Annotated in this window: 26 protein-coding genes; 10 read left to right on the plus strand and 16 right to left on the minus strand. The window is 60.4% G+C overall.

Annotated elements, in window-relative coordinates; all coding sequences use genetic code 11:
* A partial coding sequence (locus ACQ7C1_RS29705) for a D-tagatose-bisphosphate aldolase, class II, non-catalytic subunit (protein ID WP_430960897.1) occupies positions 1-1,256 on the minus strand: 1,256 nt, incomplete at its 3' end.
* Positions 1,257-1,259: 3 nt separating this feature from the next.
* Positions 1,260-2,243 (minus strand): tagatose kinase, encoded by a 984-nt coding sequence (locus ACQ7C1_RS29710; protein WP_430960898.1) that lies wholly within the window; start codon positions 2,241-2,243, stop codon positions 1,260-1,262.
* Between the two features lie 300 nt (positions 2,244-2,543).
* Here ACQ7C1_RS29710 and ACQ7C1_RS29715 point away from each other — a divergent pair, with 300 nt between their 5' ends.
* The 4 genes from ACQ7C1_RS29715 (at position 2,544) to ACQ7C1_RS29730 (ending at position 6,960) form a co-directional block, all read left to right on the plus strand.
* Positions 2,544-3,857, plus strand: a complete 1,314-nt coding sequence (locus ACQ7C1_RS29715) for an ABC transporter substrate-binding protein (protein WP_430960899.1) — start codon at positions 2,544-2,546, stop codon at positions 3,855-3,857.
* Positions 3,858-4,005: 148 nt separating this feature from the next.
* Positions 4,006-4,776 carry an L-iditol 2-dehydrogenase gene (locus ACQ7C1_RS29720; RefSeq protein WP_430960900.1) on the plus strand — a complete coding sequence of 257 codons (771 nt, stop codon included), beginning with the start codon at positions 4,006-4,008 and terminating at the stop codon, positions 4,774-4,776.
* Positions 4,777-4,814: 38 nt separating this feature from the next.
* Entirely contained in the window at positions 4,815-5,825 is a 1,011-nt protein-coding gene (locus tag ACQ7C1_RS29725; protein ID WP_430960901.1) for a zinc-dependent alcohol dehydrogenase family protein, read from the plus strand.
* Between the two features lie 124 nt (positions 5,826-5,949).
* Positions 5,950-6,960 (plus strand): LacI family DNA-binding transcriptional regulator, encoded by a 1,011-nt coding sequence (locus ACQ7C1_RS29730; protein ID WP_430960935.1) that lies wholly within the window; start codon positions 5,950-5,952, stop codon positions 6,958-6,960.
* A 9-nt stretch (positions 6,961-6,969) separates the two neighbouring features.
* Here ACQ7C1_RS29730 and ACQ7C1_RS29735 read toward each other — a convergent pair whose 3' ends face one another.
* The 5 genes from ACQ7C1_RS29735 to ACQ7C1_RS29755 all read right to left on the minus strand — a co-directional run bounded on the left by ACQ7C1_RS29735 (position 6,970) and on the right by ACQ7C1_RS29755 (position 12,749).
* Complete coding sequence (locus ACQ7C1_RS29735) at positions 6,970-8,859, minus strand: bifunctional sugar phosphate isomerase/epimerase/4-hydroxyphenylpyruvate dioxygenase family protein (protein WP_430960902.1); 1,890 nt, start codon at positions 8,857-8,859, stop codon at positions 6,970-6,972.
* Complete coding sequence (locus ACQ7C1_RS29740; RefSeq protein WP_430960903.1) at positions 8,856-9,743, minus strand: shikimate dehydrogenase; 888 nt, start codon at positions 9,741-9,743, stop codon at positions 8,856-8,858. The genes ACQ7C1_RS29735 and ACQ7C1_RS29740 overlap by 4 nt, the downstream gene beginning before the upstream one ends.
* Before the next feature lie 63 nt (positions 9,744-9,806).
* The gene (locus tag ACQ7C1_RS29745) at positions 9,807-10,823 is read right to left on the minus strand and encodes a TRAP transporter substrate-binding protein (RefSeq protein WP_430960904.1); all 1,017 of its coding nucleotides are present in this window, start codon (positions 10,821-10,823) and stop codon (positions 9,807-9,809) included.
* Positions 10,824-10,894: 71 nt separating this feature from the next.
* Positions 10,895-12,175, minus strand: coding sequence for a TRAP transporter large permease subunit (locus tag ACQ7C1_RS29750; RefSeq protein WP_430960905.1), 1,281 nt, complete (start codon positions 12,173-12,175; stop codon positions 10,895-10,897).
* Positions 12,176-12,185: 10 nt separating this feature from the next.
* A complete protein-coding gene (locus ACQ7C1_RS29755; protein WP_430960906.1) occupies positions 12,186-12,749 on the minus strand; it encodes a TRAP transporter small permease in 564 nt (187 codons plus the stop codon).
* Positions 12,750-13,028: 279 nt separating this feature from the next.
* On the opposite strand from ACQ7C1_RS29755, the gene ACQ7C1_RS29760 reads away from it, so the two are divergent.
* Positions 13,029-13,667, plus strand: a complete 639-nt coding sequence (locus ACQ7C1_RS29760; RefSeq protein ID WP_430960907.1) for a TetR/AcrR family transcriptional regulator — start codon at positions 13,029-13,031, stop codon at positions 13,665-13,667.
* Positions 13,668-13,680: 13 nt separating this feature from the next.
* On the opposite strand, the gene ACQ7C1_RS29765 is transcribed toward ACQ7C1_RS29760, so the two are convergent.
* The 5 genes from ACQ7C1_RS29765 to ACQ7C1_RS29785 all read right to left on the minus strand — a co-directional run bounded on the left by ACQ7C1_RS29765 (position 13,681) and on the right by ACQ7C1_RS29785 (position 18,424).
* Positions 13,681-14,703: a sensor histidine kinase gene (locus ACQ7C1_RS29765; protein WP_430960908.1), complete on the minus strand. Its 1,023-nt coding sequence runs from the start codon at positions 14,701-14,703 to the stop codon at positions 13,681-13,683.
* On the minus strand, positions 14,703-15,407 hold the full coding sequence (locus ACQ7C1_RS29770; RefSeq protein WP_430960909.1) for a response regulator: 705 nt from the start codon (positions 15,405-15,407) through the stop codon (positions 14,703-14,705). Before ACQ7C1_RS29770 ends, ACQ7C1_RS29765 begins: the two co-directional genes overlap by 1 nt.
* A 46-nt stretch (positions 15,408-15,453) precedes the next feature.
* Positions 15,454-16,950 (minus strand): DUF4173 domain-containing protein, encoded by a 1,497-nt coding sequence (locus tag ACQ7C1_RS29775; RefSeq protein WP_430960910.1) that lies wholly within the window; start codon positions 16,948-16,950, stop codon positions 15,454-15,456.
* A 410-nt stretch (positions 16,951-17,360) separates the two neighbouring features.
* A complete protein-coding gene (locus ACQ7C1_RS29780) occupies positions 17,361-17,549 on the minus strand; it encodes a hypothetical protein (RefSeq protein WP_430960911.1) in 189 nt (62 codons plus the stop codon).
* Between the two features lie 155 nt (positions 17,550-17,704).
* Positions 17,705-18,424: an Ig-like domain-containing protein gene (locus ACQ7C1_RS29785; RefSeq protein WP_097599080.1), complete on the minus strand. Its 720-nt coding sequence runs from the start codon at positions 18,422-18,424 to the stop codon at positions 17,705-17,707.
* Between the two features lie 631 nt (positions 18,425-19,055).
* Here ACQ7C1_RS29785 and rpsU point away from each other — a divergent pair.
* The 4 genes from rpsU to ACQ7C1_RS29805 all read left to right on the plus strand — a co-directional run bounded on the left by rpsU (position 19,056) and on the right by ACQ7C1_RS29805 (position 20,660).
* Positions 19,056-19,289 (plus strand): 30S ribosomal protein S21, encoded by a 234-nt coding sequence (gene rpsU / locus ACQ7C1_RS29790; protein WP_011427834.1) that lies wholly within the window; start codon positions 19,056-19,058, stop codon positions 19,287-19,289.
* Positions 19,290-19,334: 45 nt separating this feature from the next.
* Entirely contained in the window at positions 19,335-19,529 is a 195-nt protein-coding gene (locus tag ACQ7C1_RS29795; RefSeq protein ID WP_097599081.1) for a hypothetical protein, read from the plus strand.
* A gap of 10 nt (positions 19,530-19,539) precedes the next feature.
* On the plus strand, positions 19,540-20,118 hold the full coding sequence (locus ACQ7C1_RS29800) for an alpha-ketoglutarate-dependent dioxygenase AlkB (protein ID WP_430960912.1): 579 nt from the start codon (positions 19,540-19,542) through the stop codon (positions 20,116-20,118).
* Between the two features lie 62 nt (positions 20,119-20,180).
* A complete protein-coding gene (locus ACQ7C1_RS29805) occupies positions 20,181-20,660 on the plus strand; it encodes a pyridoxamine 5'-phosphate oxidase family protein (protein ID WP_285193953.1) in 480 nt (159 codons plus the stop codon).
* A 29-nt stretch (positions 20,661-20,689) separates the two neighbouring features.
* Here the strand turns inward: ACQ7C1_RS29805 and ACQ7C1_RS29810 are convergent, their stop codons facing one another.
* Positions 20,690-21,601: a LysR substrate-binding domain-containing protein gene (locus ACQ7C1_RS29810; protein ID WP_430960913.1), complete on the minus strand. Its 912-nt coding sequence runs from the start codon at positions 21,599-21,601 to the stop codon at positions 20,690-20,692.
* A gap of 97 nt (positions 21,602-21,698) precedes the next feature.
* On the opposite strand from ACQ7C1_RS29810, the gene ACQ7C1_RS29815 reads away from it, so the two are divergent.
* Positions 21,699-22,574, plus strand: coding sequence for an aldo/keto reductase family oxidoreductase (locus ACQ7C1_RS29815; RefSeq protein WP_430960914.1), 876 nt, complete (start codon positions 21,699-21,701; stop codon positions 22,572-22,574).
* A 130-nt stretch (positions 22,575-22,704) separates the two neighbouring features.
* On the opposite strand, the gene ACQ7C1_RS29820 is transcribed toward ACQ7C1_RS29815, so the two are convergent.
* The 3 genes from ACQ7C1_RS29820 to ACQ7C1_RS29830 form a co-directional block, all read right to left on the minus strand.
* Positions 22,705-22,896 (minus strand): hypothetical protein, encoded by a 192-nt coding sequence (locus ACQ7C1_RS29820; RefSeq protein WP_221127249.1) that lies wholly within the window; start codon positions 22,894-22,896, stop codon positions 22,705-22,707.
* Positions 22,897-23,053: 157 nt separating this feature from the next.
* On the minus strand, positions 23,054-23,968 hold the full coding sequence (gene ppk2, locus ACQ7C1_RS29825) for a polyphosphate kinase 2 (protein ID WP_183699941.1): 915 nt from the start codon (positions 23,966-23,968) through the stop codon (positions 23,054-23,056).
* Between the two features lie 154 nt (positions 23,969-24,122).
* Positions 24,123-25,775 carry a GMC oxidoreductase gene (locus ACQ7C1_RS29830; protein ID WP_430960915.1) on the minus strand — a complete coding sequence of 551 codons (1,653 nt, stop codon included), beginning with the start codon at positions 25,773-25,775 and terminating at the stop codon, positions 24,123-24,125.
* Positions 25,776-25,801 lie beyond the last annotated feature (26 nt).

Raw genomic sequence — 25,801 nt, forward strand, 5'->3', positions numbered from 1 at the left:
CCGCAGGCCCTCTGGTAATCAGCCAGCACACGGTCGACCGCGGTAATCAATATAGTCTCTGGATCGCCGGCTTCGGCCGCCGAAAACTGCGGCAGATACTGGTGCAGCAGCGTCTCCGGGATCGTCTTTCCGCGCAGTGAGCCGAGCAGTCTCTCGAACGCCTTGTCGGCCTCGGGCCTGTTCCAGTAATAGCGGATACGATCGCTGTAGCTGTAGTGCCGTTGCAGACGCAAAGCCGTCTCGTCGCCGTGATAATGGACCTGCCAGTCGCCGGGTGCTGCCAGCATCAGTGCCTCCATCGCGGCCGCAAGCGGCCTGTTGCCGTAACCGGCTATCATCTCCGAGGCGATCATATCGAGCGCATAGGCGGCCTCACGCAAAGCAAAGGTCAGGCCGGGGCCGACCTTCAGGATCGGGAAGCCGTCTTGGACCAGCCGCGTCAGCGCATCGCGCGTCTGATAATCCGTAGAATGAGCCTCGAAGACGAATTGCGGTTCCTCGTCGAGAAGTGCGGTCAATTCAGTCGCAAGCTCTGGCCTGTAGCCGATGACGTTTTCACTGCCGAATTCGACGCCCGGCTGGACGACGAAGGCGATGACGCGAGAAAAGGCGTCTTCCAATCCTGCCCGCGAAAAGATCTCGCGATGAATGGCGATAGTCGAGCGTGCGGCCTCCGGCGCGGTCGGCCGGAGTTCTTCGAGAGCATGATCGGCGCCGCCCGGCACCGGAACCTCCGTGCCGAGAATATAGAGCGGCAGCGGCCCGCCGACCGCCTTCGCAGTCCTTTCGCTGACCTGCGCCAGTCTTGCGGAGCGCTCGGCGATCGTCCGGTCGTCGAGTGCGGTGGGCTCGCCGGCGCAGCCCATCGAAGTGTCAAGATGGATCTTGCCGAACCCCGCTTTGACATAAGCCTCAACCATGGCCTCAGCCTTCTCGAACGCTGCTTCCGGCCTTTCCCTGCGCCATGGATTGGGACCGAGATGATCGCCCCCGAAGATCATCTGTGAACGGTCGAGCCCTTCCTCGGTAGCAACGCGCTCGGCAGAGCGGATAAAGTCTGCCGGTGTCATCCCGGTATAGCCGCCGAGATGGTTGACTTGATTGCAGGTCGCCTCGATCAGCACCGGCCCGCCGTGGCGCACCGCCCGCCGGATGGCGGCCCTGAGGACGAGGGGATGCGCGGAGCAGACGGAGGTAATGCCGACGGGGGTGCCTTCGCGCCGCGCAGTTGCAAGACGGGTCAAAATCCGATCCATCGTCTATCTCCTCGGGGTCACAGTGATGAAGGCCGTCAGTTCGGCAAGGGTGGAAACGCCTTCCATCGGGCCGAGACGGGTCACATTGCGGGCGCCGGCTGCATTGGCATGGAGGAGGGCTGCCTCCGGGGTCATGCCCTTACGGCGACAGGTGAGGTAGGCCGCGCCGAAGCAATCCCCGGCGCCGGTCGGATCGATCTCGTCGACCGCAAAAGCGGCGCAATCGACGCGCGCGAGATCGCGGCCGAAGAAGGACGCGCCCTGTTCGCCCCGCTTCAGGACGATTTCACCGATACCGCTTTCCAGCAACCTTGCGACAGCCCCGGCCTCGTCAGTTACTCCAGCGGCCGTGAAAAGCTCCTCGCCTGATGGCAGCAACAGGTCGGCCGCGGCCAGCACCTTGTCGAAACTTTCCAGGACGCCATGATCCGTTAGCAGCTCCTTACGGAGATTGGGATCCAGAGACACCGATCCGCCGCGGGCGCGCACTGTCTCAATGGCGTCGAGAATCACCTCGCGGGCGCCGGGAATGGAAAGAGCCGTTCCCATGACGTGCACATGGCCGGCGCGCTCGACGAGCGCCTCGGCCGCAGGCGTCAGAGCGATCTGACCGGCAGCGGACCTGGCTATATTGAAGACGAAATCGCGGGCCCCGTCGGATCGATAGCGGACGAATGCGCTGCCGGTCGGCCAGTCCTCTTTAACGGCGACGGCGGAGACGTCGACGCCGTCCCGTCGCAGGCGTTCGATGTTCAGCCGACCGAAATCATCCTTGCCGACGCTGGCGATGATGCCGCCGGCACCGCCCATGCGCGCGACCTGATCGATGAAAATGGCCGGCGCGCCACTCGGATAGGGCCCGGTTAGCGATTGCGGCTGGAGGAAGCCGGCGCCGACCGTGGCCGCCATGATCTCCACCAGAATTTCGCCAATTGTGATCGTCGGTCCGAGCGCCTCTGGCGCAAGTGCCTTGGGACGTGACGGCATCTGCATCTCCTTCAGCGGGCCGATCAATGCCTGCGCTTCCGCGCCATCCGGCAGTATCGCGCCGTTCCATAGTTCGTCAAGAATTAATTTACGTACGGTAATATTTGTGTTGCACCGCAGAAACTTATTTTTTGTTTCCAGTGCATTGCGAAATGACGCAACGCCGCTGAACTTGCACGTCTGTTGCTTCTATCCAGCAGAAGATTAAGCGAGCGGAACGCGCTTGACAACAGATCTGGAGAAGCGGATACAAAGTTTACGCATGTAATATTATGCGTGACATCCGTGGAGGAGGAAACCATGAGCAAGATCATTTGCATCCTTTCTGCATCCATAGCATGCCTCGCGCTGGCCGCCGGAATGGCGGACGCCGAGGAACTGACGATCGCCACCGTGAATAATGGCGATATGATCATCATGCAGAAATTGTCGCCTGAGTGGGAAAAGCAGACCGGCAACAAGGTCAACTGGGTGGTTCTGGAGGAAAATGTCCTGCGCCAGAAGGTCACCACCGATATTGCGACGAAGAGCGGCCAGTACGACATCATCACGATCGGCGGTTACGAAGCGCCGATCTGGGGAAAGCAGGGCTGGCTCGCACCCGTTGGCGACCTCGGCGACGAGTACGACTATGACGACCTGCTCGCCCCGATCAAGACAGGCCTGACCGTCGACGGCAAGCTCTATGCCGTGCCCTTCTATACGGAAAGTTCGTTCACGCTCTATCGCAAGGATCTCTTTGACGCCGCGGGCATCAAGATGCCGGATGAGCCAACCTACGATCAGATCAAGGAATATGCGGCCAAGCTGACCGACAAGTCCGAGGAACAATACGGCATCTGCCTGCGCGGCAAGCCTGGCTGGGGCGAGAACATGGCGTTCCTCGGCACAATGATCAACTCCTATGGCGGGCGCTGGTTCGACATGGATTGGAAACCGCAGATCAATTCCGAGCCCTGGAAGAAGGCAATTACAGACTATGTCGAGTTGATGACCAAATACGGTCCTCCTGGCGCGATCGGTAACGGTTTTAACGAAAACCAGGCGCTGTTTTCGACCGGCCATTGCGCAATGTGGATCGATGCGACCTCGGCTGCCGGCCGCGTTTATGACCCGAAGCAGAGCAAGGTCGCCGACAAGATCGCCTTCACCCGCGCTCCTGTCGCCGTCACCGCCAACGGTTCAAGCTGGTCATGGTCCTGGAACCTGGCGATTCCAGCCACCTCGACCAAACTTGATGCGGCTAAATCCTTCCTGAAATGGGCGACCTCCAAGGACTACGTAAAGATGGTGGGTGAGAAGGAAGGCTGGGTCGCCGTGCCGCCCGGTACACGCAAATCCACTTACGCCCTGGCCGAATATCAGAAGGCGGCCCCCTTTGCCGATACCGTGTTGAAGGCAATCCTTTCGGCCGACCCGGCAAAGCCGACCAAGGATCCTGTTCCTTATACCGGCGTGCAATTCGTCGCCATTCCGGAGTTCCAGGGTATCGGTACCATCGTCGGTCAACAGATCGGTGCGGCATTGTCCGGCCAGCAATCCGTCGATGCCGCTCTCGACAACGCCCAGAAGCAGGTCGAGCGCGACATGAAAAAGGCAGGCTACCCGAAGTGAGTTCGTGCTCGCGGGCGCTGCCGCGAGTTCCTCCCGGAGAGGTTCCGGCAGCGCTGCTGCCGGAACCTTCTGGCTGCCGGAGCCGATAACAGACAGGACGGCCGCCGCGTGGATCTTCCGGCTCTACGCCGGCTGAATGGAGACAGACATGAGACTTAAAGACAAGATCGCCCTGATTACCGGCGGGGCACGCGGCATCGGACTGGGCTTCGCCGAAGCCTTCGTCAAAGAGGGCGCCAAAGTCGTCATCGCCGATATTGACATCGAACGGGCGACGAGATCCGCCGCTGCGATCGGCCCCGCAGCCAAGGCAATGCAGCTTGACGTTACAGATCTTGCTGCGATCGATGCCGTCGTCAATACGATCGATGCCGAGTTCGGCGGCATCGACATTCTGATCAACAATGCCGCCATCTTCGACATGGCACCGGTCAACGACATCACCGAGGAAAGTTATGACCGGGTCTTCTCGATCAATCTGAAGGGACCGCTGTTCATGATGAAGGCAGTCTCGAACGTCATGATCAGGCGGGGCAGGGGCGGTAAGATCATCAACATGGCAAGCCAGGCCGGCCGTCGCGGCGAAGCCTTGGTGCTTCTCTATTGCGCTTCAAAGGCCGCCATCATCTCGGCGACGCAGTCTGCGGCGCTCGCACTGGTGAAACACGGCATCAACGTCAATGCGATCGCACCGGGCGTTGTCGACGGTGAACATTGGGATGTCGTCGATGCCCATTTCGCCAAGTGGGAGAGCTTGAAGCCGGGCGAGAAGAAGGCCGCGGTTGCCAAATCCGTTCCGATCGGTCGTTTCGCCACACCTGACGACATCAAGGGTCTGGCCGTCTTCCTCGCCTCTGCCGATAGCGATTATATTCTCGCCCAGACCTACAATGTCGACGGCGGCAACTGGATGAGTTGATCGCTCTCCCGCAGCCAGGCAATCCAGGAGCCAGCGAGATGGAATCCATTTGTTATACCGAAAAGGGCGTCGCGGTCACCACGGCGCTGCCGCTGCCGGAACTGAGGCCCGGCCATGCGCTGGTGCGCGTGCGCGCGGCCGGCCTCTGCCATACCGATATCGACGTCCTCCATGGCCGTTACGGCGAGGGTCGCTTCCCTCTGGTTCCCTGCCATGAATATGCCGGCGTAGTCGAGGCGGTCGCGGGCGATGTCTCCGGTCTTGTCGTTGGGGCGCGGGTCGTCGTCGATCCCAATCTTCCCTGCGGAGAGTGCCGGGCCTGCCGCAAGGGCCTGACCAATCTCTGCCGCGACCTGAAAGCTTATGGCGTTACGGAGAATGGCGGTTTTGCCGAATACAGCCTGGTCAGGACCGACCATCTGTATGAGATCGGCGACCTCGACTTCTACCTCGCCGCGCTCGCCGAACCGCTCGCCTGCGTTTTAAACGGCCTTGGCAGCGCCGGCCTCCAAGCCGGTCCCGCGGGATCGGAAAACGCATTGGTCTTCGGCGCCGGGCCGATCGGGCTGCTGCTGGCGCTGTCCCTGAAAGCCAAGGGCGTTCCATTGGTAACGGTCGCCGATATCAATGAGGGACGGCTTGCCCTTGCGAAAAAGCTGGGGCTGGAGACGGCCGTCTCAGGATCCGCGTCACTTTCAGGCCTCCGCCGGGCCTTCGATTTCGTCGCCGATGCGACCGGCATCGCTCGGGTCGTCGAAGGCATGATCGACTTCGTCACCGATGGCGGTACGGTTCTTGTCTTCGGGGTCTGCGCACCGGAGCAGCGCATTTCCATTTCGCCCTTCGAGCTTTTTCGACGCCAGATCCATTTCGCCGGCTCCCATTCGCTGAACCGTAACATCCCTGAGGCCCTCGACATCCTCCGAAGGGACAAAGGCGCGATGGCTGCACTGGTTTCCCATCGTCTGCCGCTCGGCGAAGTGCTGCCTTTCATCACCAAGAAATCCGCTGATCCGGCAACGATGAAAGTGCAGTTTTCAGCTGACTAGGTCCGAACTATTGCCGTTATCCCGTTCCCTCGGGTGGAGCGCTTTTCGTTGAGCGATGAGTCATCTAGAAACGGTCAGAGGTGCCGTGTCAGGAGATCAGATGGTGGGAAAGACAATCAAAACCATGGAGGACTTTTCCGAGTTCGTCGGCCTGTCGCGTCCCACCGTCTCCAAATATTTCAGCGATCCGATGTCCGTGCGTCAAAAGACCCGGGAGACGATCGAGCAGGCGCTGAAAAAATCGGGATTTCGGCCGAATATATTCGCCGTCAATCTCAACCGCCGGCGCAGTAACATCCTCGGCGTCATCATTCCCAATTCCACCGACCCCTTCTATATGGCGCTCACCCGCCGCATCGAACTGATCGCCAACGAGACGGGCTTCCTCGCCTTCGTCCTGTCGTCGGACGGCAAGGCCGAGATGGAAGACCGGGCGATCAAGACGCTGAAATCGATGAATGTCGCCGGCGCGATCATCGCTCCGCTCGGCGTCGAGTCGCATCATGCGACGCTCGACGAACTTGGCCGCAGCGTACCCCTCATCTATGTGGACTCGCCGCTCGATGAGACGTCCTCTTTCGTCGGCACCAACAATCGCCAGAGTTTCAGCCTGATCGTCGACTATCTCTGCCGCTCGGGCGAGCCGCCCTGCTACTTCGGCATGCCGCATGTCAACACCAACGCCCTGACACGCCAGACGGCGTACCTGGAGGCGATGGAGCAATTCCGCATGGCACCGAGCATTGTCGAGCTTGCGGATAGCAAGAGCTGGGATTTCGAGCGTTTCGGCTTCGAGGAGGCAACCCGCATCCTGACGTCTGGCCGGGGCTTCCCGACGCGAACCGTGCTCTGCGCCAACGACCGCGTCGCTTTCGGCGTCATCGCCGCCGCCTTCCAGCAGGGCCTCAAGGTTGGCCACGGCCCCAATTGTGACCTGCGCGTGGCGGGACATGACGACCATCCTCTTTCCCGATACGCCTGTCCGCCGATAACGACAGTTGCGCAGAACTATAACGAGATCGGCAGGCTGGCGATCGAACTGCTGCTCGAACGGCTCGGCGAAGGGGAGGGGCCCGCCGCACCGGCGGGCCGCATTCTCCTCAATGCCGAACTGATGCTGCGAGCTTCAGCCTGAGATCGTCTCTCAGGCGCGGGGTAGTCCCGGCGGCCTCAAATGTTTCCTCAGCGCGGCAATCCTGAAGATGGCGTTCGCAGCGCCATAGCCGCGATAACTGCGCCGCTCGACGATCTCGAAGAACAGACCCTCGCCATAGGTCGGGCTGTAGAGCTGGAAATACTCGCCATAATCATCGCGGTCGTAGAGGATGTTGTTGGCCTTGAGGCGATCGGCGAATTCGGCGTCGAGCCCGAAGCGGGCTTCGAGATCGTCATAATAGTTTGGCGAAATAGCCAGCGGGACGAAACCGTTTGCGGCAAGCGCGGCGGCGGTCGCAAAAATGTCGTCGGTCCTGAAGGCGAGATGTTGAATGCCGGAGCCGAAGGTTTCGGCGATGAAGCGGCCGGCCAGCGTGTTGCGGTTTTCCGCGCCGTTCATGGTGATGCGCAAAGAACCTTCCCGATTTTCCACCACCTGGCTGCGGACGATGCCGGAGGGATCAACGATATCAACCATCGGCGTCTTCTCAGCCTCGAGGAGCGAGGTGTAGAACAGCAGCCACGTCAGCAGCGCCTCGTATTTCATCGTCTGCGCCATATGATCGATCGATTGCAGTCCCGCCGGCTGCGGAGCGACATCATCCTCGATCGCATCGAATTCGATCTCCCAGATGCGGCCAAGCTCGGATTTGCGGTCAAGGAAATAGAGGACACCGCCACCGACACCACGCACCGCCGGCATCTCGATCTCGCCGGCATCGAGCGATTGTTCGAAGCGTTCGGCGCCGAGCGCCATCGCGCGTTGCAAGGCCGCCTTGGCATCGTCGACCATAAGCCCGGCGGCGTAGGCCGAAGTGCCGTGCACGGCATAGGAGGCGCTGGCAAAACCTTTCCGCTCGGTATTGACGACGAGATTAATGGCACCCTGGCGGAAGACCGTTACCCGCTTGGTCTTGTGTTTGGCCGCCTTGCGGAAACCGAGGCTCGCAAACAGCGCTTCCAGTTCCGGCGCCTCGTCTTCATCGGCAGTGAACTCGATGAAGGCGATGCCCTCGACGACAGCGCGCGGCGGCATTGAAGGCACAGGCAGGGCGCTCTCCGGCTGCTGCCGCTTCACCTGGTCTCCGAGATAGATCAGCGAACGACGACCGTCGACAGCAATCGCGTTCGGCGAACCGCCGCGGAACTGGTCGTTGAAGATCTCCAGCGAGAGATAGCCGTCATAGCCGGTTGCCGCCACGGCCTTCATGAAATTAAGTACCGGCAGGTCGCCTTCACCAGGCATGTTGCGGAAGTGCCTGCTCCAATAGAGCAGGTCCATGTCGATCGACGGCGCGTCGGCAAGCTGAATGATGAAGATCTTTTCCTTCGGGATCGACCGGATCGAGTTGACGTCGATCTTCCTCGACAGCGTGTGAAAGCTGTCGAGGATCAAGCCGACATTCGGATGATTGGCCCGCCGGACGATTTCCCAGGCGTCGCGGTGATCATGAATGTGGCGGCCCCAGGCAAGCGCTTCGTAGCCGACGCGCAGACCGCGTTTCGCGGCGCGCTCGCCGAGTTCATGAAAATCGGCCGCCGCCCGGTCCAGACCACCGAGCGAAGCCGGCGAAACATTCGAACAGACGAGGACGAGGTCGGTACCCATTTCCTGCATGAGGTCGAACTTGCGCTCGGCCCGATCGAAGGTGCGGCTGCGCAGCGGCTCGGGCATGCCTTCGAAATCGCGGAACGGCTGAAAGAGCGTGATCTCCATGCCGAGATCGTGCACGATCCGGCCGACCTCCTTCGGGCTTTCGTCGAAGATCAGGAAGTCGTTCTCGAATATCTCCACCCCGTCGAAGCCGGCCTTGGCGATCGCCTCCAGCTTGTCACGGAGGTCGCCGCTCAGCGAAACAGTCGCAATCGATGTCTTCATCGCAGTGGTCCTTGCGGGTAGCGTAAAGACGTCATGGTCTTGAAATGCGCGAGCATGCGACCGGCGTCAGGCTCCTTGCCGGTGATCAGACGAAAGGCGCCAACCGCCTGAAAGACCGCCATGCCGCCGCCATCGAGCGTCCGGCAGCCACGCTGCCTCGCCTGCAACAATAGCTCGGTCTCCAGGGGGAAGTACACGATTTCGGCAACCCAATGCCGCCTTTCCAGAAGTTCGGGCGGAAGCGGCGTGCCGGGATATTTGGCCATGCCGGTCGGCGTCGCATGGATCAAGCCGGAAGCCGCCTTCATCGCGACAGCAAGATCGCTGCCGGCGGCGATCGACGCACTGGGAAAGAGCGCGGACATCGTTTCCGCCAGATCGATGGCACGCTCATGCTCGCGATCGAATACCGTCAGCCTCTTCAGGCCGAGCGTCAGGATCGCATAGGCGGTTGCGACACCCGCTCCGCCTGCTCCAAGCTGCACGGCCGAGGAAAGGTCGGCTTGCGGCAGCCCGCGCCGGAAGCTTTCGGCAAAGCCCCACCAGTCTGTATTATGCCCAAAGCGCCTGCTGTCCTTGAGGACCACGGTGTTGACGGCGCCGAGCGCCCTGGCTTCCGGCGACAGCTCGTCGAGCAGGGCAATGACGAGCTGCTTGCAGGGATGGGTGATGTTGAGGCCGGCCAGACCACGCTCTTCGGCATCCGCGACCAGCCGCGAAAGATCGGCAGGCGAGGCATTCAGCTTGACGAGATCAATCAGCTCATAATCGTAGTCCAGCCCCTGGGCCGCACCTTCCTCCATATGCATGGCAGGCGTCAGCGAAGCCTGGATACCGGAGCCGATCAGCCCGGCCTTCAACGGTTTCAGCAGTGTCTCGGCCATACGTCAGTTCCGTTTCTCTCATGATGGTAAAGGCCCGCAGGATCGCTGCGAGCCCTGATTCGCTTACTTGCCGCGAACCGTGTCGAGCTCCTTGAAGAGCTGCGTGACGGTTTCCGCGCCGATCTGAGCGGTGAACTTGTCGATCAGCGGCTTGACGGCCTCGCGCATCTTCTGCGTTTCTTCCGGGCTGAGCTCGACGACTTCCATGCCGGTCTTCTTGATTTCCGCGATCGCGTTGGCATCCTTCTCCCTGGACACCTTGCGCTGATAGTCGCGGGCTTCCGTCGCCGCCGACTGGAAGACCGCCTTTTCCTCATCGTTCAGGCCATCCCAGAACTTCTTGCTGATGAGAACGATCTGCGGATTGTACTGGTGACGGGTGACCGTCATGTACTTCTGCACTTCGAAGAACTTGGCGTTGATGATGTTGGCGGCCGGGTTCTCCTGACCGTCGACGGTGCCGGTCTCAAGCGCTGTATAGAGTTCCGTATAGGGCAGCGGCACCGCATTGGCGCCGAGGCTGTTAAAGAGCTCGATCGGGATCGGCGACTGGATCGTGCGGATCTTCAGGCCTTTAATATCCTCGAGCTTGGTGACGGGATGACGGTTGTTGGTGAGATTGCGGAAGCCGAGTTCCCAATAGCCGAGACCGACGAGGCCGGTATTGGGCAGGAGCTTCATCAGGTCGGTGCCGAACGCGCCGTCCATCACCTTGTCGGCCTCTTCGCCGCTGTTGAAGAGGAAGGGCAGGTCGACCGCGCCGAACTGCTTGACGTTGCTTGCGAGAATACCGGCGTTGAGCACCGTCATCTCGATGACGCCGCCCTGCAGCGCCGACACCGTCTGGACGTCGCCGCCGAGCACACCGCCCGGAAACAGCTTGACCTCGATCTTGCCGCCGCTCTTTTCCTTCACCAGCTCGGCGAACTTCTCCATGCCCATGACCTGGGGATGGCCCTTATTATTGGCGGCGGCGAATTTGAGGCTGTGCTCGCGGATTTCTGCCACGGCAGGGCCGCTTGCCAGAAGCGCAATCGGCAGAGCCAGTCCCAGCGCCAGTTTCGTCAATCTGTTCAGCATGTTTTCCTCCCAGGATAGGACCGGCATCTCCCTCCGGCCGCGTTGAAATTCCATCGCCGTCAGCGGCGAAATCAGTGCCCGAACCAGGCAACCGGGGCGGTCACCAGCGCGGGGAAAAGGACGAGCAGAAAAAGAACGAGCAGTTCGGCGAACATGAAGGGGATGACGCCCTTCATCAGATCCTCCATCGAAAGCTTCGACACGCCGCAGATGACGTTGAGAACCGTGCCGACTGGCGGCGTTATCAGCCCGATCGAATTATTGATGATGAACAGCACGCCGAAATAGACAGGATCGATCCCCGCCTGCTTGATGATGGGCATCAGCACCGGCGTCATGACCAGGATCGTCGGCGTCATGTCCATGGCGGTACCGACGACGACGATAAGCACCATGATGGCAAGCAGCAGCAGTGTCTGATTGTCCATCAGCGGTTCGACGAGCGACGCAAGTTCGCCGGGTACGTCGGCGACGGTGATCAGCCAGGCCGAGACGGCGGCGCAGGCCACCAGAAACATCACCACCGAGGTGATTTTCGCGGCGGCAACGAAGACCTCGAACAGCCGCGACGGCGGCAGCTCCCGATAGACGACCATCGACACGAAGAGCGAATAGACCGCCGCGACGACGCCGGCTTCGGTCGGCGTGAACACGCCGAATTTCAGGCCAACGATGATGATAACGGGAAGCATCAGCGCCCAGATGCTTTCGGCGAATGCCCTCATCCGCACCGCACCGCTCTGCTTCGGCGGCAGAGCGAACTGCTCCTTGCGCGCCACGATTAGCCAGGTGACGCAAAGCGCCGCGCCGATCATCAGGCCGGGGAAAATGCCCGCCAGGAACAGCTTGGTGATCGAGACGCCGCCGATGACGCCATAAAGGATGAAGCCGATAGAGGGCGGGATGATCGGGCCGATGATCGAGGCCGAAGCAAGCAGGCCGCCGGCGCGAGCAGGATCATGGCCCGATTTCAGCATCATCGGGAAGAGCAGGGCGCCAAGTGCGGCCGCATCGGCGACAGCCGAGCCGGAGAGGCTCGACAGCACGCAGGCCGCGAAGATGGCGACGAAGCCGAGGCCGCCCCTGATATGGCCGACCATGGCCATGGCGAGATTGACGATACGGCGCGAAAGACCGCCCGTGTTCATCACCTCCCCGGCGAGAAGGAAAAAGGGCACGGCCATCAGCGGAAAGCTGTCGGCGCCGTTCAGCACGTTCTGCGCGACGATCTGCGCATCGAACATGCCGAGATACATCATCAGCGCCACACCTGTGATGATGAGGGCAAAGGCGATCGGAACGCCGAGCGCCATCGGACCGAGAAGGGCGCCGAGGAAGATCGTGACAGTCATGACGCGCTCCTCAGTGCTTCGGCTTGAGAACGGGGAAGGCCGTCTGCGCGGGATCTTCAAGTGCCGCCTCTTCCTCGCTGTCGCGCACAAGCCCGGCGGTCGTCACATCGATGCGGTCGGTCACGATGGCAAAAGCGTCCCAGAGAAGGATGAAAAAGGCCGGCACGCCAAAGGCGAGCCCCGCGCCGTAGAAAACGCCCATCGAAATGCCGGTCGCCGGGGCCGAGACGTGAAGGTTGATCAGCGTCTGGGCCCAGCTGCCGCTGATCATCAGCCAAGTGGCGACCAGCATCATTCCATAACCGAGGAGCACTGCAAGCTTCGCGAGCGGTTTCGGGAGGCGGATGATGAGGGAGTCGACGCCGAGATGGGCATGCTCGCGCATCGCCACGACGGCGCCGAGGAAAGTCAGCCATATGAAAAAAATGCGCGACAGTTCTTCCGAAGAGGTGATGCCCTGGTTGAAAGCGTAACGAAGTACGACATTGCCGAAAACCAGCAGGACCATACCTGCCAGTAGCAGCGCGATCGTCACCTTCAGCGCGAAGAAATAATATTCGATGATACGGGTCATTCGCTCCTCCCAAGCGTAGCCTTGCCCTTGCCGGCCGACCGTCGTCAGGCCCGCGAATGCACGTCGTGACCAAATATTAGCGTCGCGATCAATTCCTCCACTGTTCGCTTCTCCAAAATGTACTAACTAGTTCGTATGTCAAGCGGCATCTATTGAAACATGCCTGCAACGTGAATAAGACTGGCGGAGACGGGTCCAGAAGACACTTGGTTCGAGTGAAGCCGAAAGCCGGAATTCGAGAAACAAACCAATAAATTAGAAAGTGCGGTAATCAGGCTCATGACGGAACGGGGCGAAAACGGGCGGAAGAACGATCCACAGCAGACGAAGGAAGATATTCTCCTCGTTGCAACCGAGGAATTCTCTACCCATGGGCTTGCCGGCGCCCGCGTCGACTCCATCGCCGAGAAGACGCGCACCTCGAAGCGGATGATCTATTATTATTTCGGCAGCAAGGAAGGGCTCTATCTTGCCGTGCTCGAGCAGTCCTACCGCAAGATACGCTCGCTGGAATCCGATCTGCATCTGTCCAATCTCGAGCCGGAAGAGGCGTTGCGGACACTGATTTCAACGACCTTCGATCACGACGAGGCCAATCCCGATTTCGTCCGCCTCGTCAGCATCGAGAACATCCATCATGCCGCCCATATGCTTCGCTCCGAGGCTATCCGCGATCTCAACGTCTCCGTCATCGAAACCATTGCCGGCATATTGGAGCGCGGCTTCGACCAGGGCGTCTTCCAGAGGAAGGCCGACCCGATCGACATCCATATGATGATCAGCGCCTTCTGCTTCTTCCGCGTCTCGAACCGCTATACTTTCGGCACGATCTTCCGGCGCAATCTCTCCGACGGTGACACCATCGAACGCCATCGCGGAATGATCGCCGATGCCGTCGTCAGCTATCTGAAAAGCTGACGGCGCGATCTCCTCAGCCGCGCTGGGAAAGCAAGGGTATCGCAATTTCAAATTCAGCGCCGACGCCGGTCGTCTGCCGAACGCGGATCGTGCCGCCGTGGGAGCTCAGCATGGTATGGACGATGCCGAGGCCCATGCCGGTGCCGCCCTCTTCGCGGCGGGTCGAGAAGAACGGCTGAAAGATGCGATCGCGGTTTGCCTCGGAAATACCGCTACCATCGTCACGGACGAGAATGAGTGCTGTTCGGGCGTCGGCAGACACTGTGAATTCAAGTAGCGCTGCGCCGTGCTGAAGGGCGTTGTCGGCAAGGTTGGCGAAGACGATGATGGCAGCCTCCTCTGGAAGGGCAATCAATGCCTCCGTATCGCCTGCGCCTAAGATATCTAGGGCAGGAAATCGCTGGCGCAGTAGGGCCATGACGCTTGCAATGCTGCTTCCGCCCCCGGTCATCGGCATTTCCGCCTGTGCAAGTTCCCTCAGCCGCTGCAGCAACGCGTCGAGACGGACAGCGTCAGCGGCGATGTTGTCCAAAAAGCGCAGGCGTTGCGCCTTCGTCATCGGCCTCTCGGCATCATCATCACGCAACAACTCCGCCGCGCCCCGAATGGCCGTCAGCGGCGATTTCAATTCGTGGGACACATGGGCGGCAAAGGAGCGGACATATTCGGTGCGGTCGACCAGTTTTCCCGCCAGATCGAGGAAACTCTGCGACAACACGGCGATCTCCCGCGTCCCATAGCTTTCAAGCGGACGGATTGCTGCCTTGCCGCCGCGGGCGATCTCATCCGTCAGGGCGATCAGGGCGTCGATGGGGCCGGTGATGGTGCGCGTCAGCACATAGGCGACGGCGAGCGTCAGCACGAGGACGACAACGAGCGCGATGATCTCCACCGGCTCCATCCGGTTCGCGCTCGCCTCCGTGGCGCGAAACCAGATGACAATCAGAGCAGGCAGCGCCATCACCGTGAGAAGCACCGCGTAGACGATCAGCGCCAGCGGCGGCCGCCATTTCACCCTGACTTTCGGCGCCGGCATCAGGCCTTCCTCCCAATGTCACCGCCGAGCTTGAAGCCGATGCCGTGAACGGTTGCGATGAGTCCGGAGCCGCCGGCGGCAGCGAATTTGGCCCTGATGTTGCGGATATGGCTGTCGATCGTGCGATCGGCGACATAGGTGCCGGCGCCGTAGGCCGCCTCCATCAATTGCTCGCGGCTGAAGACCATACTGGGCCGTGACAGCAATGCGTCCAAGATGGCGAATTCGAGAGCCGTCATCGCAACAGCGCTCTTGCCGAACATAACAGTCCTGCCGGCGCGATCCAGGCTGAGCTCGCCGGCGACGAGCGTGGCGTGGCGTCTGTCAGGCCCCGCTTCATTGCCACTGCGCTTCAGGATCGCCTTCACCCGCGCCACCAGTTCACGCGGGCTGAAAGGCTTCGTCACATAGTCGTCCCCGCCGATTTCGAGCCCCAATATCCTGTCAATCTCCTCGTCGCGCGCCGACAGAAACAGGATCGGCAATCCTGAGGTCGTGCGGATCTGACGGCAGACTTCCAGACCGTCCATACCGGGCATACCGATGTCGAGAATGATCAGATCGATGTTGCCGCGGCGGAAGGCCGCCATCGCCTCGGTGCCGTTGCGGGCCGCCATCGATGCCAAGTCGGCGCGTTCAAGGGCAAAGCAAATCACATCGCGGATATGAGGCTCGTCATCGACGACGAGAATGCGGGGCGTCATCACCGGTCCTGTACTGGTTGTCGTGCCTGTTGTTATCGTTCTTGCTCTATCTTGCAATGGCTGCAGGGGCCAAAAGATAGGCCTCCAGTCGGGCCACCCGGAAAGTCCAGCTACGCCAATCGCGCGGGTGCTGTTCGAAATCCCTGACGAGGTCGTATCGGATCGATAGCGCCTGATTCCTCTTGTCGACCATGTGGTCCGGCAGCATGCCGAGGTAAAGATCGAGCGCCGGAATGACGGAAGGACCAAGCGAGGAGAGATAGGCAAGGTCGAGCGGCAGGCCTTGCTGGCTGATTTCCTGGCTATGGATAATATTGAAGCGGGCGATGAACGCTGGGAAATCGATGAAGGCGCTGATGTAGAGAACCGTCGCGAGAGAGGCGAGGTTAGCGGCGATCAGCCACTGGTTGGATCGGTTGAGCAGAATGCGCAGCAGGATGAGCACGAGGCCGATGGCGACGAGCCCCATCCAAAGGCCGGCAGCGACACGCAGTTCGGTCAGCGAATAGGCTTCGACATAAAGGCCAAGCCGCAGCATCGATGACAGGCAGAGAAGGACGTTCTGGGCGATCCAGGCATGAACGAGGCCGCGGATGAGCGGACTATAATCGCCGGGTCCGCCGCGCCGCATAGCAACGAGGACAAAGCCGGCGGCCAGAAGCGCGGTCGCAATCAGGGGATAGGCGCCGCGATGTGCATATTCAGCATGGCTCATGTGATCGGGCAGATCCGCGCCGCCCCAGAGATACACGAGATCGAGGAGCGTCTGAACCGCAAAGACGGCATTGAACAGGACGAGCGACCGCAGCAGCGAGGCGTGGCCGAGCAGTGCATTTCTGGCGGGCACTATCATGAAGGCCCTGCCGGCCTGCGACCGCGCAACGCGACGCTTCAGGCGCGGCCGCAGCATCGCCCAAATCACGATGGCGGTTAACAACCAGAAGCCGATCCGCCAGGGATCGAGGAACTGCAGCAGAAGGCCGAAATCGATGCTCCGCAGCGCGATCTCGATAAGCGGGTTGGCAGCAGCAAAGAGAGACACGAAGACCGCTGCGAGAACGACAGGCATGATCCAGAGACCGATGCCCCGCCGAACGCTGACAAGGGAGAGGCGTCTGCCCGGCGTCGCAAGATATTTCTTGATGCTCTCGACAAGCCGCAAAGGAATGACGAGAGCGAACCGAAGAAAGACTCGGGGCAGGGCTGCTAGCCGACGAGGCATCAGCTCGGCGCTGACGAGAGCGACCGACATGAGCCCACCGATCCAAAAGGCAAGGCCCGTGAGTGAAGACGATTCCAGCAGGGGCGCCGAAGCCAGGACCAGAAAGCCTACCAGCAGCGCCGCTTTCGCTGGCGACGGCGTTTTCCGAGACGCGAACAGAATGCCTGCGCAAACGGCGACGGCAAAGAGGAAAAGATTTATCCCGGGCGCGTGGCCAAAGATCAAAAAGTCGGCAAGCGCCACAAGCGCAAGCAGCGTGGCGACCCGGCCGCTGCCGCGCCTGATGGGCATCGGTTGTGTCAGGATGTCGGCTGTGTCCATTGGTGCTCCTCTCGCGGATGCCGATTTTCGATCACGATGAGCGTACTTCCCAACCTTGCCTCGACAGAAACCTCGGTCAGCCACCACCCGTCCTTGCGAAGGCGATCCGGCAAGGGGAATGATGTGAGGCGCAGTGGAATGTCGTTTTTGCTCATGACCGGAAGATGCCGCGCCGGATTGCAGATTTTGTGCAGAGAGTGAGGAGCAATTCAGGAGATTGTCCGATCCGGGAGGTCATGGAGGGTCGCTCCAGCTCACAGCGGGCATGACGGCGGATGAGAATTCACCAATCCCTCGGAAGTGCGACAACGAACGTCACCCGATCGGGTGATGCTTCTGCCGGTTCACGGGGATGCCCAGTCGAAATCAACTAAGGAAGCGGGGGATGTCGCCGGTCGCGAGCGCGGACCTCATCGGTATCGAGGCGCACGCCTGGCATTATGGAGCAACTCGCAGGCTGTCGCGAATGGTCCGAAGAGTTTGAGCAACAACGCTTGCTCCTCGACATCTATCCGATGGCAAGCGCAGAACTCGGTCACCGACCAGACTTTCGTCAGATCGTCCGTTTCGATTTGCTTGGGTTCGATGTGTTCGGTCAAGGGCGTGTCCTCCAAACATCGAGACTACGCCCGCCTCTCTTTTATAAGAACTAGCTAAAAAGGGTTATGTCTGCAAATCTTTGAGGAGCTGCGCATAGAAAAAAGCCCGCCGATTGCGCGGCGGGCATCTTGTCTCACTGATCTATTGCTGCAGATCAAACACCGACGCCGTCGGGATGAGCGTCCGTGCCGAGGATGTTGAGCGTCACCTTGGCCGTGTCCGTATGGCCTTCGCCATCGGAGATCTTGTAGTAGCGGAGAACTTCCGTGTAGGTCACACCTGCATCCAGATCGGCAGTCAGATCATAGGTGAAGGTGCCGTCGGCCTTGACGTGGAACGTGCCGTAGGTGCCCTGAACATCGGTTACGGAATCAGCCTTCGAGTCCACCTGCGTGCTCAGGAACTGACGCAGGAACATCTTGCCGTTGTCGCCGGCGATATCGTTATCGAGGACGTTGCCACCGATCGGGCTGCCTTCGGTGAAGCTGTAGACGTCGTCGACAGCAATCGGCTTCACCTGGGTGACGCCCTGGATGTTCAGCGTGAACAGGCCGACATCGGTATGGCCGCTGCCGTCGGAGATCTTGTACGATACTTTTTCCTGGAGCAGCTCGCCGTTGGTGAAGCCGATTTTGGCTGCGTCGCTCAGAACATAAGTATAGCTGCCGTCCGGCTTGACGAAGAACGTGCCGTACTCGCCCTGGATTTCGGTGATCTGGCTCATGCCGCTCTTGGCGCCAACGCTAGCGCCGTCAAATGCACGCAGGAACAGGTGACCGTTCTCGGATGAATCGTTGGAAAGCAGATTTCCGGAAATTACATCGGTTTCTTGAAATGTTGCACTATCATCAGTTGCGTGAATCAGTGAAGCCATTAGTTTCTCCTAAAATTGTTTATCAGCAGGCCAATTTGACCTCAGCGAGCCGCCCCTTTAACAACTTATTAATAGTACAAGTCAATGGGTTATTTAACGCAAGGTTAACATTCGCCTTTAACGTGTGTCTCCGCTTATAAGACGCTTATTACGCTCTCCGTTTCATTCAAATTTGAAGCAATTTCGACCAATTTACACGCGGTAAACTTGAAAGAAGCTCTGCGGCGACTACGTAATGACGGCGCTTTTCTGGCGCTGCTTTATGGTGCCTGCACACCATTGCAATGCCTGACACCCGCACCTATTTTAAGGCCGACCCCCGATCCCATCGGACACTCAAGCGGTGCCGCCTCGTCAACGAGGGCGAAGGATTGGCGGTGTGCGCCAGCCGGAGCGGTGTGGGCAATCCCGATAACAAGCGATGATGCCGGCTACGATCGGCAGAGGATTTCTTTCGAACGACGAAGATAGCGACTGCGATTGCGGTCGAAGGCCGGCTACTGCGGGGCGGCATGCCGTCGCAAACTGCGGTGAAGGCATTTCACCGCTTAGCCGCAGCGTATGTAGGCGCCGATCGCCGCGCGGTCCGACCGAAAGTCGATCGACAAATCATTAGCAAGGAGAATCCGACATGCAGGTACTCGTAAGAGACAACAACGTCGACCAGGCCCTCAGGGCCTTGAAGAAGAAGATGCAGCGTGAAGGGCTGTTTCGCGAAATGAAGGAACGGCGCGCCTATGAGAAACCATCCGAACGCCGAGTCCGGGAAAAAGCGCAGGCGATCAGCCGGCAGCGAAAGGCTGCACGCAAGAAGATGCAGCGCGAAGGGCTGCTGGTCGGGCGCAAACGGACCGCCGCCCGTTAGACTCCCGCCCCGTTTCAGCAGTTACATTTCTCGAAAGGATAGACAATGGACGAATTGAATAGCCTCACCGTTTCGGAGGAACGCCTCGAGGATTGCCGCGATGTCGTTGAGCCGGATTTGCAGGATCTGATTCAGCGGGCACTGACGTCGGGCTTTTCGCGAGAGGAAATCCTCATAGCAGTCAGCGAACTGGTCGCAGAAGACTTCGCGACGGTTATGGAAACCCCGAGCGTGCATTGAGGAACGAGCGGTGACCGTGATTGCACAGAAGGATCTCTTTGGCGTGGCCGACGACGGCTTTCCCGAGGGTTTCCGATATACCCAGGATATTGTGCCCGTCGATCTGCAGCGCTCAGTTCTCGAAGCGATACCGGCCCTGCCGTTCAAAGCCTTCGACTTCCACGGGTTCGAAGGCAAACGCAGAACGGTCTCCTTCGGCTGGAAATACGACTTCGACAGTCAGCGCATGAGAAAAGCAGGGGAAATACCGTCACTGCTGCTCCCGATTCGGGAGATCGCCGCACGCTTCGCGGATATCGCGCCGGAGGCGCTCGAACATGCTCTTGTGACGGAATACGCACCCGGCGCGCCGATCGGCTGGCACAAGGATAAATCCGTGTTCGGCCGGGTCGTCGGCATCTCCCTGCTTTCGTCCTGCACCTTCAGGTTGAGGCGCCGGAACGGCGACAAGTGGCAGCGGCGATCGCTCCTGCTTGAACCCGGCTCCGCCTATCTCATGGCCGGCGCCTCAAGAACGCTCTGGGAGCATTCCATCCCCCCTGTCGATCGGCTGCGTTATTCGATCACCTTCCGGGAGTTGGCCACCTAAAACCTCGGGAACATCGGCTCCAGCAGATGGTTACTCCGTCTTTCGCACAAATGGAGATGACGATGGCCGAGCAGGATGACGCGACGCGGGTATGGGAATTGATCGACCGAATAGGCTTCTGCATGTTGACGACCCGCAACGGCGACAATCTGCGCGCCCGGCCGATGTCCGCCTATAGCGCGCAGCTTGAAAACGCGGTCTATTTTCTGACTGATCTCGCCAGTAACAAGGACGACGAGGTCGCCCGCTGGCCGAACGTCTGCCTGGCCTTTGCCGACACCAAGGCGCAGAAATATCTTTCCGTGTCGGGGACGGCCGAGGTGCAGAACGATCGCGAGAAGATCCGTGAATTGTGGGCAACGCCGGCAAAGGCATGGTGGGACAATCCCGACGATCCCTCCATCCGCATCCTCAAGGTTACCCCGTCTTCGGCCGAATATTGGGACAGCCCCGGCACCATCATCAGCTATATCAAAATGGCGGCCGCAGCGGTCACAAACAGCAAACCGGATATGGGCGACAACGCCGAGGTCACGCTCTGACGCTAGGCGCGGAGGCTCGCCGACGAACATTAAACCCAGTTGGCCGATGCCTTGACGAAGTCGATGAATGCCCTGAGCGGCGCAGGCACCAGACGCCGGCCGGGATAATAGAGAAACGGTCCTGAAAAGCGCTGCCACCACGGCTCGAGGACGGGCTCAAGTGCGCCGCTGTCGAAATGCGGAAGCAGCCAATCCTCGAAAATGCAGATGATTCCTGTGCCCGCTATCGCCGCGTCGACGGAAAGATCGGTCGCCCCGCCGACCCTGACGATCAATGGGCCGGTCGGTTCGACCCGCACCACCTCGCCGTCCCGCTCATATTCCCATGGCGTCGTCAGCGCACCACTGGCAAAACGGCCCAACAAACAGGCGTGATCAAGGAGTTCACTCGGATGTCGCGGCCGCCCTTGGCGGTCGAGATAAGCAGGCGATGCCGCAGTGGCAAAGCGCTGGTGGCGCGGACCAATCGGAATCGCGATCATATCCTGCTCCAGCCGCTCGTCATAACGGATGCCGGCGTCACACCCGGCAGCGAGCACGTCGACAAAGCTCTCCTCGGCGACGATCTCCAGGCGAATGTCGGGATAGGCGGCGAGGAATGGCGGGATGATGGCAGGCAGCACCAGCCGCGCAGCGCTGACCGGCACATTGAGCCGCAGCGAGCCAGCCGGCCTGTCGCGAAAGCGGTTGACCACGTCGAGCGCGGCCTCCACCTCCGTCAAAGCAGGGCCGAGCCGCTCCAGCAGACCCTTGCCCGCTTCGGTCGTAACGACGCTACGCGTCGTCCGATTGAGGAGCCTGACGTCGAGATCAGCCTCCAGGCGACGCACCGCTTCGCTCAAGAAGGAGGCGCTGCTGCCACTGGCACGCGCTGCCTCGCGAAAACCACCCGCCCGCGCCACTGCGACGAAGGCGTTGAGGTCACTCAGGTCTGCTTTCACTGTTCGCCACTCCGCACGGCCCGTGCGCATTGTACCCAATTATCACACGCACCGCCAAGGAGTAAGTTTAATCTCATCTGTTGAAAGGAGCGCGACCATGTCCATCATCCATCAATCCGGCACATTCAATATCGGCGACCGCAAGGTGAGGCGACTTGGCTATGGCGCCATGCAGCTGGCAGGGCCCGGCGTGTTCGGCCCGCCCAAGGATCGCGGCGCCGCTCTGGCGGTGCTGCGCGAGGCGGTCGCATGCGGCGTGAACCACATCGATACCAGCGATTTCTACGGCCCGCACGTGACCAATCAGATCATCCGTGAAGCGCTCCATCCCTATGGCGACGATCTCGTCATCGTCACCAAGGTCGGCGCCCGGCGCGGCGCGGACGGGTCCTGGATTCCGGCCTTCTCGCGCCAGGAACTGACGCAGGCGGTTCACGACAATCTTCGCAACCTCGGCCTCGAGGTGCTTGATGTCGTCAACCTCCGGATCACATTTGACCTGCATAGCCCGGCCGAAGGCTCGATAGAAGCACCCCTGACGGTTCTGGCTGATCTCCAGCGGCAAGGTCTGATCCGTCACTTAGGTTTAAGCAACGCCACATCGAAACAGGTCGCCGAAGGCCGCGGGATCACCGAGATCGTCTGTGTGCAAAACCAGTACAATCTGGCGCATCGGAACGACGACCGGCTCATCGACGAACTCGCCCGTCAGGGCACCGCCTATGTGCCGTTCTTCCCGCTTGGCGGCTTCACGCCGCTGCAATCGTCCACACTCTCCAATGTCAGCGCACGCCTGAGCGCCACGCCGATGCAGGTGGCGCTCGCCTGGCTGTTGCGCCGCGCAGCCAATATCCTGTTGATCCCCGGCACGTCGTCGCTCGGCCATCTCAGGGAGAATCTCGCTGCTGCCGGATTGGTGCTGCCGGATGATGCCGACGAGGAGCTGAACCATATGGCTGACATCGTGGCTTGACGGCGGCCGCGGCGGTGCAATCGTTAGGCCGTGTTCTAGCGCGGCGTAACGACCTTGCCGGACGTGCTGGCGCAATCTGTCGGTCGGCCGCACCTTGTTGGCTGCGCCAACCGGCCGGTAAATGAAAGCATCAGGATGGCTTCCGTGTCAGAAGCTCATAAGTCACCAAGGCCGCTGACATCGCCAGAAAAACCACGACTGCCAAAGGATAATTGGCACTGGCGTTCGGATCGGCAAGCTTGGGAAGGCCGATAACACTGCCGGCCGCCAGAATCGCCGAGAGCACAACCTCCTGAACGATTAATCTCCAAAAGCCGGTCATGACCAACCTCCCGTCATCTCCTTATTATCGGCCGAAGGACGCTCAGTCTTTATACCTCACGATGCAGCCGTTGGGAAACACGCGTTGACCGCACGGTCCAGTGACCATGCGGTCTCGGTTTCAACGCTTCGGCAGCCAACTTGTTGCGGCTATGCTTTCAATAGCGCTCAGGCACATACATATCAGCCGGAACTGGCGCCCTGATGTAGTCGGCATGACGGATACGATCCGGCAGCTGAATCTCAGGCTTCGGCACGTCCTCGTAGGGAATCTGATCAAGAAGATGGGCGATGCAGTTCAGCCGCGCCCTCTTCTTGTCGACGGCCTGCACCACCCACCAGGGCGCCTCCTTGGTGTGTGTGCGCGCCAGCATTTCTTCCTTGGCCTTGGTATATTCCTCCCAGTGGATGCGGCTTTCCATGTCCATCGGCGAAAGCTTCCACTGCTTCAGCGGATCGTGGATGCGCATCTTGAAGCGGAATTCCTGTTCCTCGTCGGTGATCGAGAACCAGTATTTGATCAGCACGATGCCGGATCGGACGAGCATCCGTTCGAATTCAGGCACCGAGCGGAAGAACTCCTCGAGTTCGTCAGGAGTGCAGAAGCCCATCACGCGCTCGACGCCGGCGCGATTGTACCAGCTGCGGTCGAAGAGCACGATCTCGCCGGCGGTGGGAAGATGCGGGACATAACGCTGGAAATACCATTGATGGCGCTCCCGTTCGGTCGGCGCAGGCAGTGCCACTGTGCGGCAGACGCGCGGGTTGAGCCTTTGGGTTACGCGCTTGATCGCGCCACCCTTGCCGGCCGAATCCCGGCCTTCGAAAAGCACGACCACTTTCAATTGCTTGTACTGGACCCAATCTTGCAGCCGTACCAGCTCATGCTGCAGCCGGAACAGCTCGCGGAAATAGATCTTCCGATCGAGCGTCTGCTCCGCCGGTTCGGTCATTCCTTCGACGACTAGATCGTCCAGCCGGTCTTCCTCCAGCTGCATTTCCAGCTCCTCATCGAAGCTGTCGGCGATTTCGGCCTTTATCCGGCTGAGCTGGTCCTGATGTGTTTTAGACATGGGCTTTCCCTTCCTGCTCATTTGACAGGAGCATGTCACTGCAAAGTTTGTGTGACGGTTGGATAACCCCAAGCTCGTTCACTTGTTCTCCCCTCTCGTCATTCCGTATGCCGAAGATCTTTTCGATGCCGGTCGCACCGAGACCGACGCGTGCCTAGAGCAGCCCCGTCTTATAGCGGTCGACGAGGTTGCGGCAAGCGCGGATCGTCAGCGCCATGACGGTGAGCGTCGTGCCGGCGATGCCGCTGCCCGGAAAGGCGCTGGCGTCGGTGACGATGAGGTTCGGAGCATCCCACAGTTGATTGTAGGGATTGAGCACTGAAGCTTCCGGGCTTTCGCCCATGCGCGCACCGCCGGTTTCATGAATTGCTGCGCCCATGCACATGGTCTTGCGGAACCATGTGCGGAACATGAAGCGGCTGAAGGCATCGGCGTCGGGAAAGGCGCCTCTGCCCATCTCCTTGAGGCCGGTGGGCGATCCGATGAATTCAAGATCGCCGCCGACCTCTTTGACCATGGCGATCAACGTCTCCTCCTGCCGGCGGAGCAGCCGCCGCTCCTCCTCCTGCATGACGCAGCGAATGTGTGGCACCGGAATGTTCCAGGCGTCCTTGCGCTTGCCATCGAGGGTGATGCGATTGTTGGCATAGGGCAACATGCGGCCGAAGCCGAAGAAGGCCAGGCGCGCATCGGTCTCCCCTGAAACCGGTGCCCTGCCGATGCTGCCCTGATAATCGAAATCGCCGCGGGCGACGTCACCCTCGCCGAAGCGCGGGATGAAGATCCCACCCGACGGATTGTAGAAGGGATCGACAGGAGCGGAATCGTCAGTGGCCCAACCCTTCGCCTTGGAAAAGGAACCGAAGGCGAGGCAAGGAAGCTGATCCATGAAATAGCGTCCGAGCGCGCCCGAGCTGTTGCCGAGGCCGTCAGGATGTCTTGCCGACGCCGAATTCAGCAGCAGGCGCACGCTCTCGATCGGCGAGGCAGAGAGCACGATCGTCGCGGCACGCGCCGTCGAAACCTTGCTCGTGTTGCGATCGATGAATTCCGCACCGGTGGCGCGGCCGGTTTTTTCGTCGGTGGTGATGCGACGCACGACGGCGTCATAACGGACCGTCAGCCGGCCGCTCGCCTTTGCGTCCCGCAGCGGTCGCGGCATGCGTTCGGCGTCCGGCGCGATATAGCGCCAGGAGATGACGCGCCGGTCCGGCCAGCGGCTTTCTACAGCCTGCTTGAATATCTGCTCGGCGGGCGTGAGGCTTGCCGGCTTCGCATAGACGCCGTCCGGCAAGGTCGGCACATCGTCCTTGTTGCCGTAGAGCTCGAGATAGGCCTCGACTTCGTCATAGAAGGGCGCAAGCTCGTCATAGGAGATCGGCCAGTCCACGCCCCTTCCGGTGCGCGATCGGATCTTGAAATCATCGTCGGTCCAGCGCAGCAGCACGCGGCCGAAACTGTGCAGGCGCCCGCCGCCCTGGCGGCCGCGGATCCAGAGAAAGGGCTCGTTCTTCGGCGTCGTATAGGGGTTCTTGCGATCGTTGACGAAGAAGTGGCTGAAGCGCTCGGTAAAGAAGGCCGCCCGCGCCTGGATCGGCTGGCCCTTCAGGGTGGCGCGCGCACGCTCCCATATATTGATGCTGCTTGCCGGCGCCTTCTTGCGCGCCGGGTCGAAATCCCCGGGGCCGACGGCCGGCCCAGCCTCGAGCAGCAGCACCGACAGACCCTTGGCCGTCAGCTCTTTGACCGCGAAGGAACCCGCCGCGCCGGAGCCGATCACCAGCGCATCATAAACGATCTCAGACATGTCTTTTCAAATCCTGTCCTGGAGCA

Source organism: Rhizobium sp. Nf11,1 (assembly GCF_050587665.1).
Taxonomy (GTDB): Bacteria; Pseudomonadota; Alphaproteobacteria; order Rhizobiales; family Rhizobiaceae; genus Rhizobium.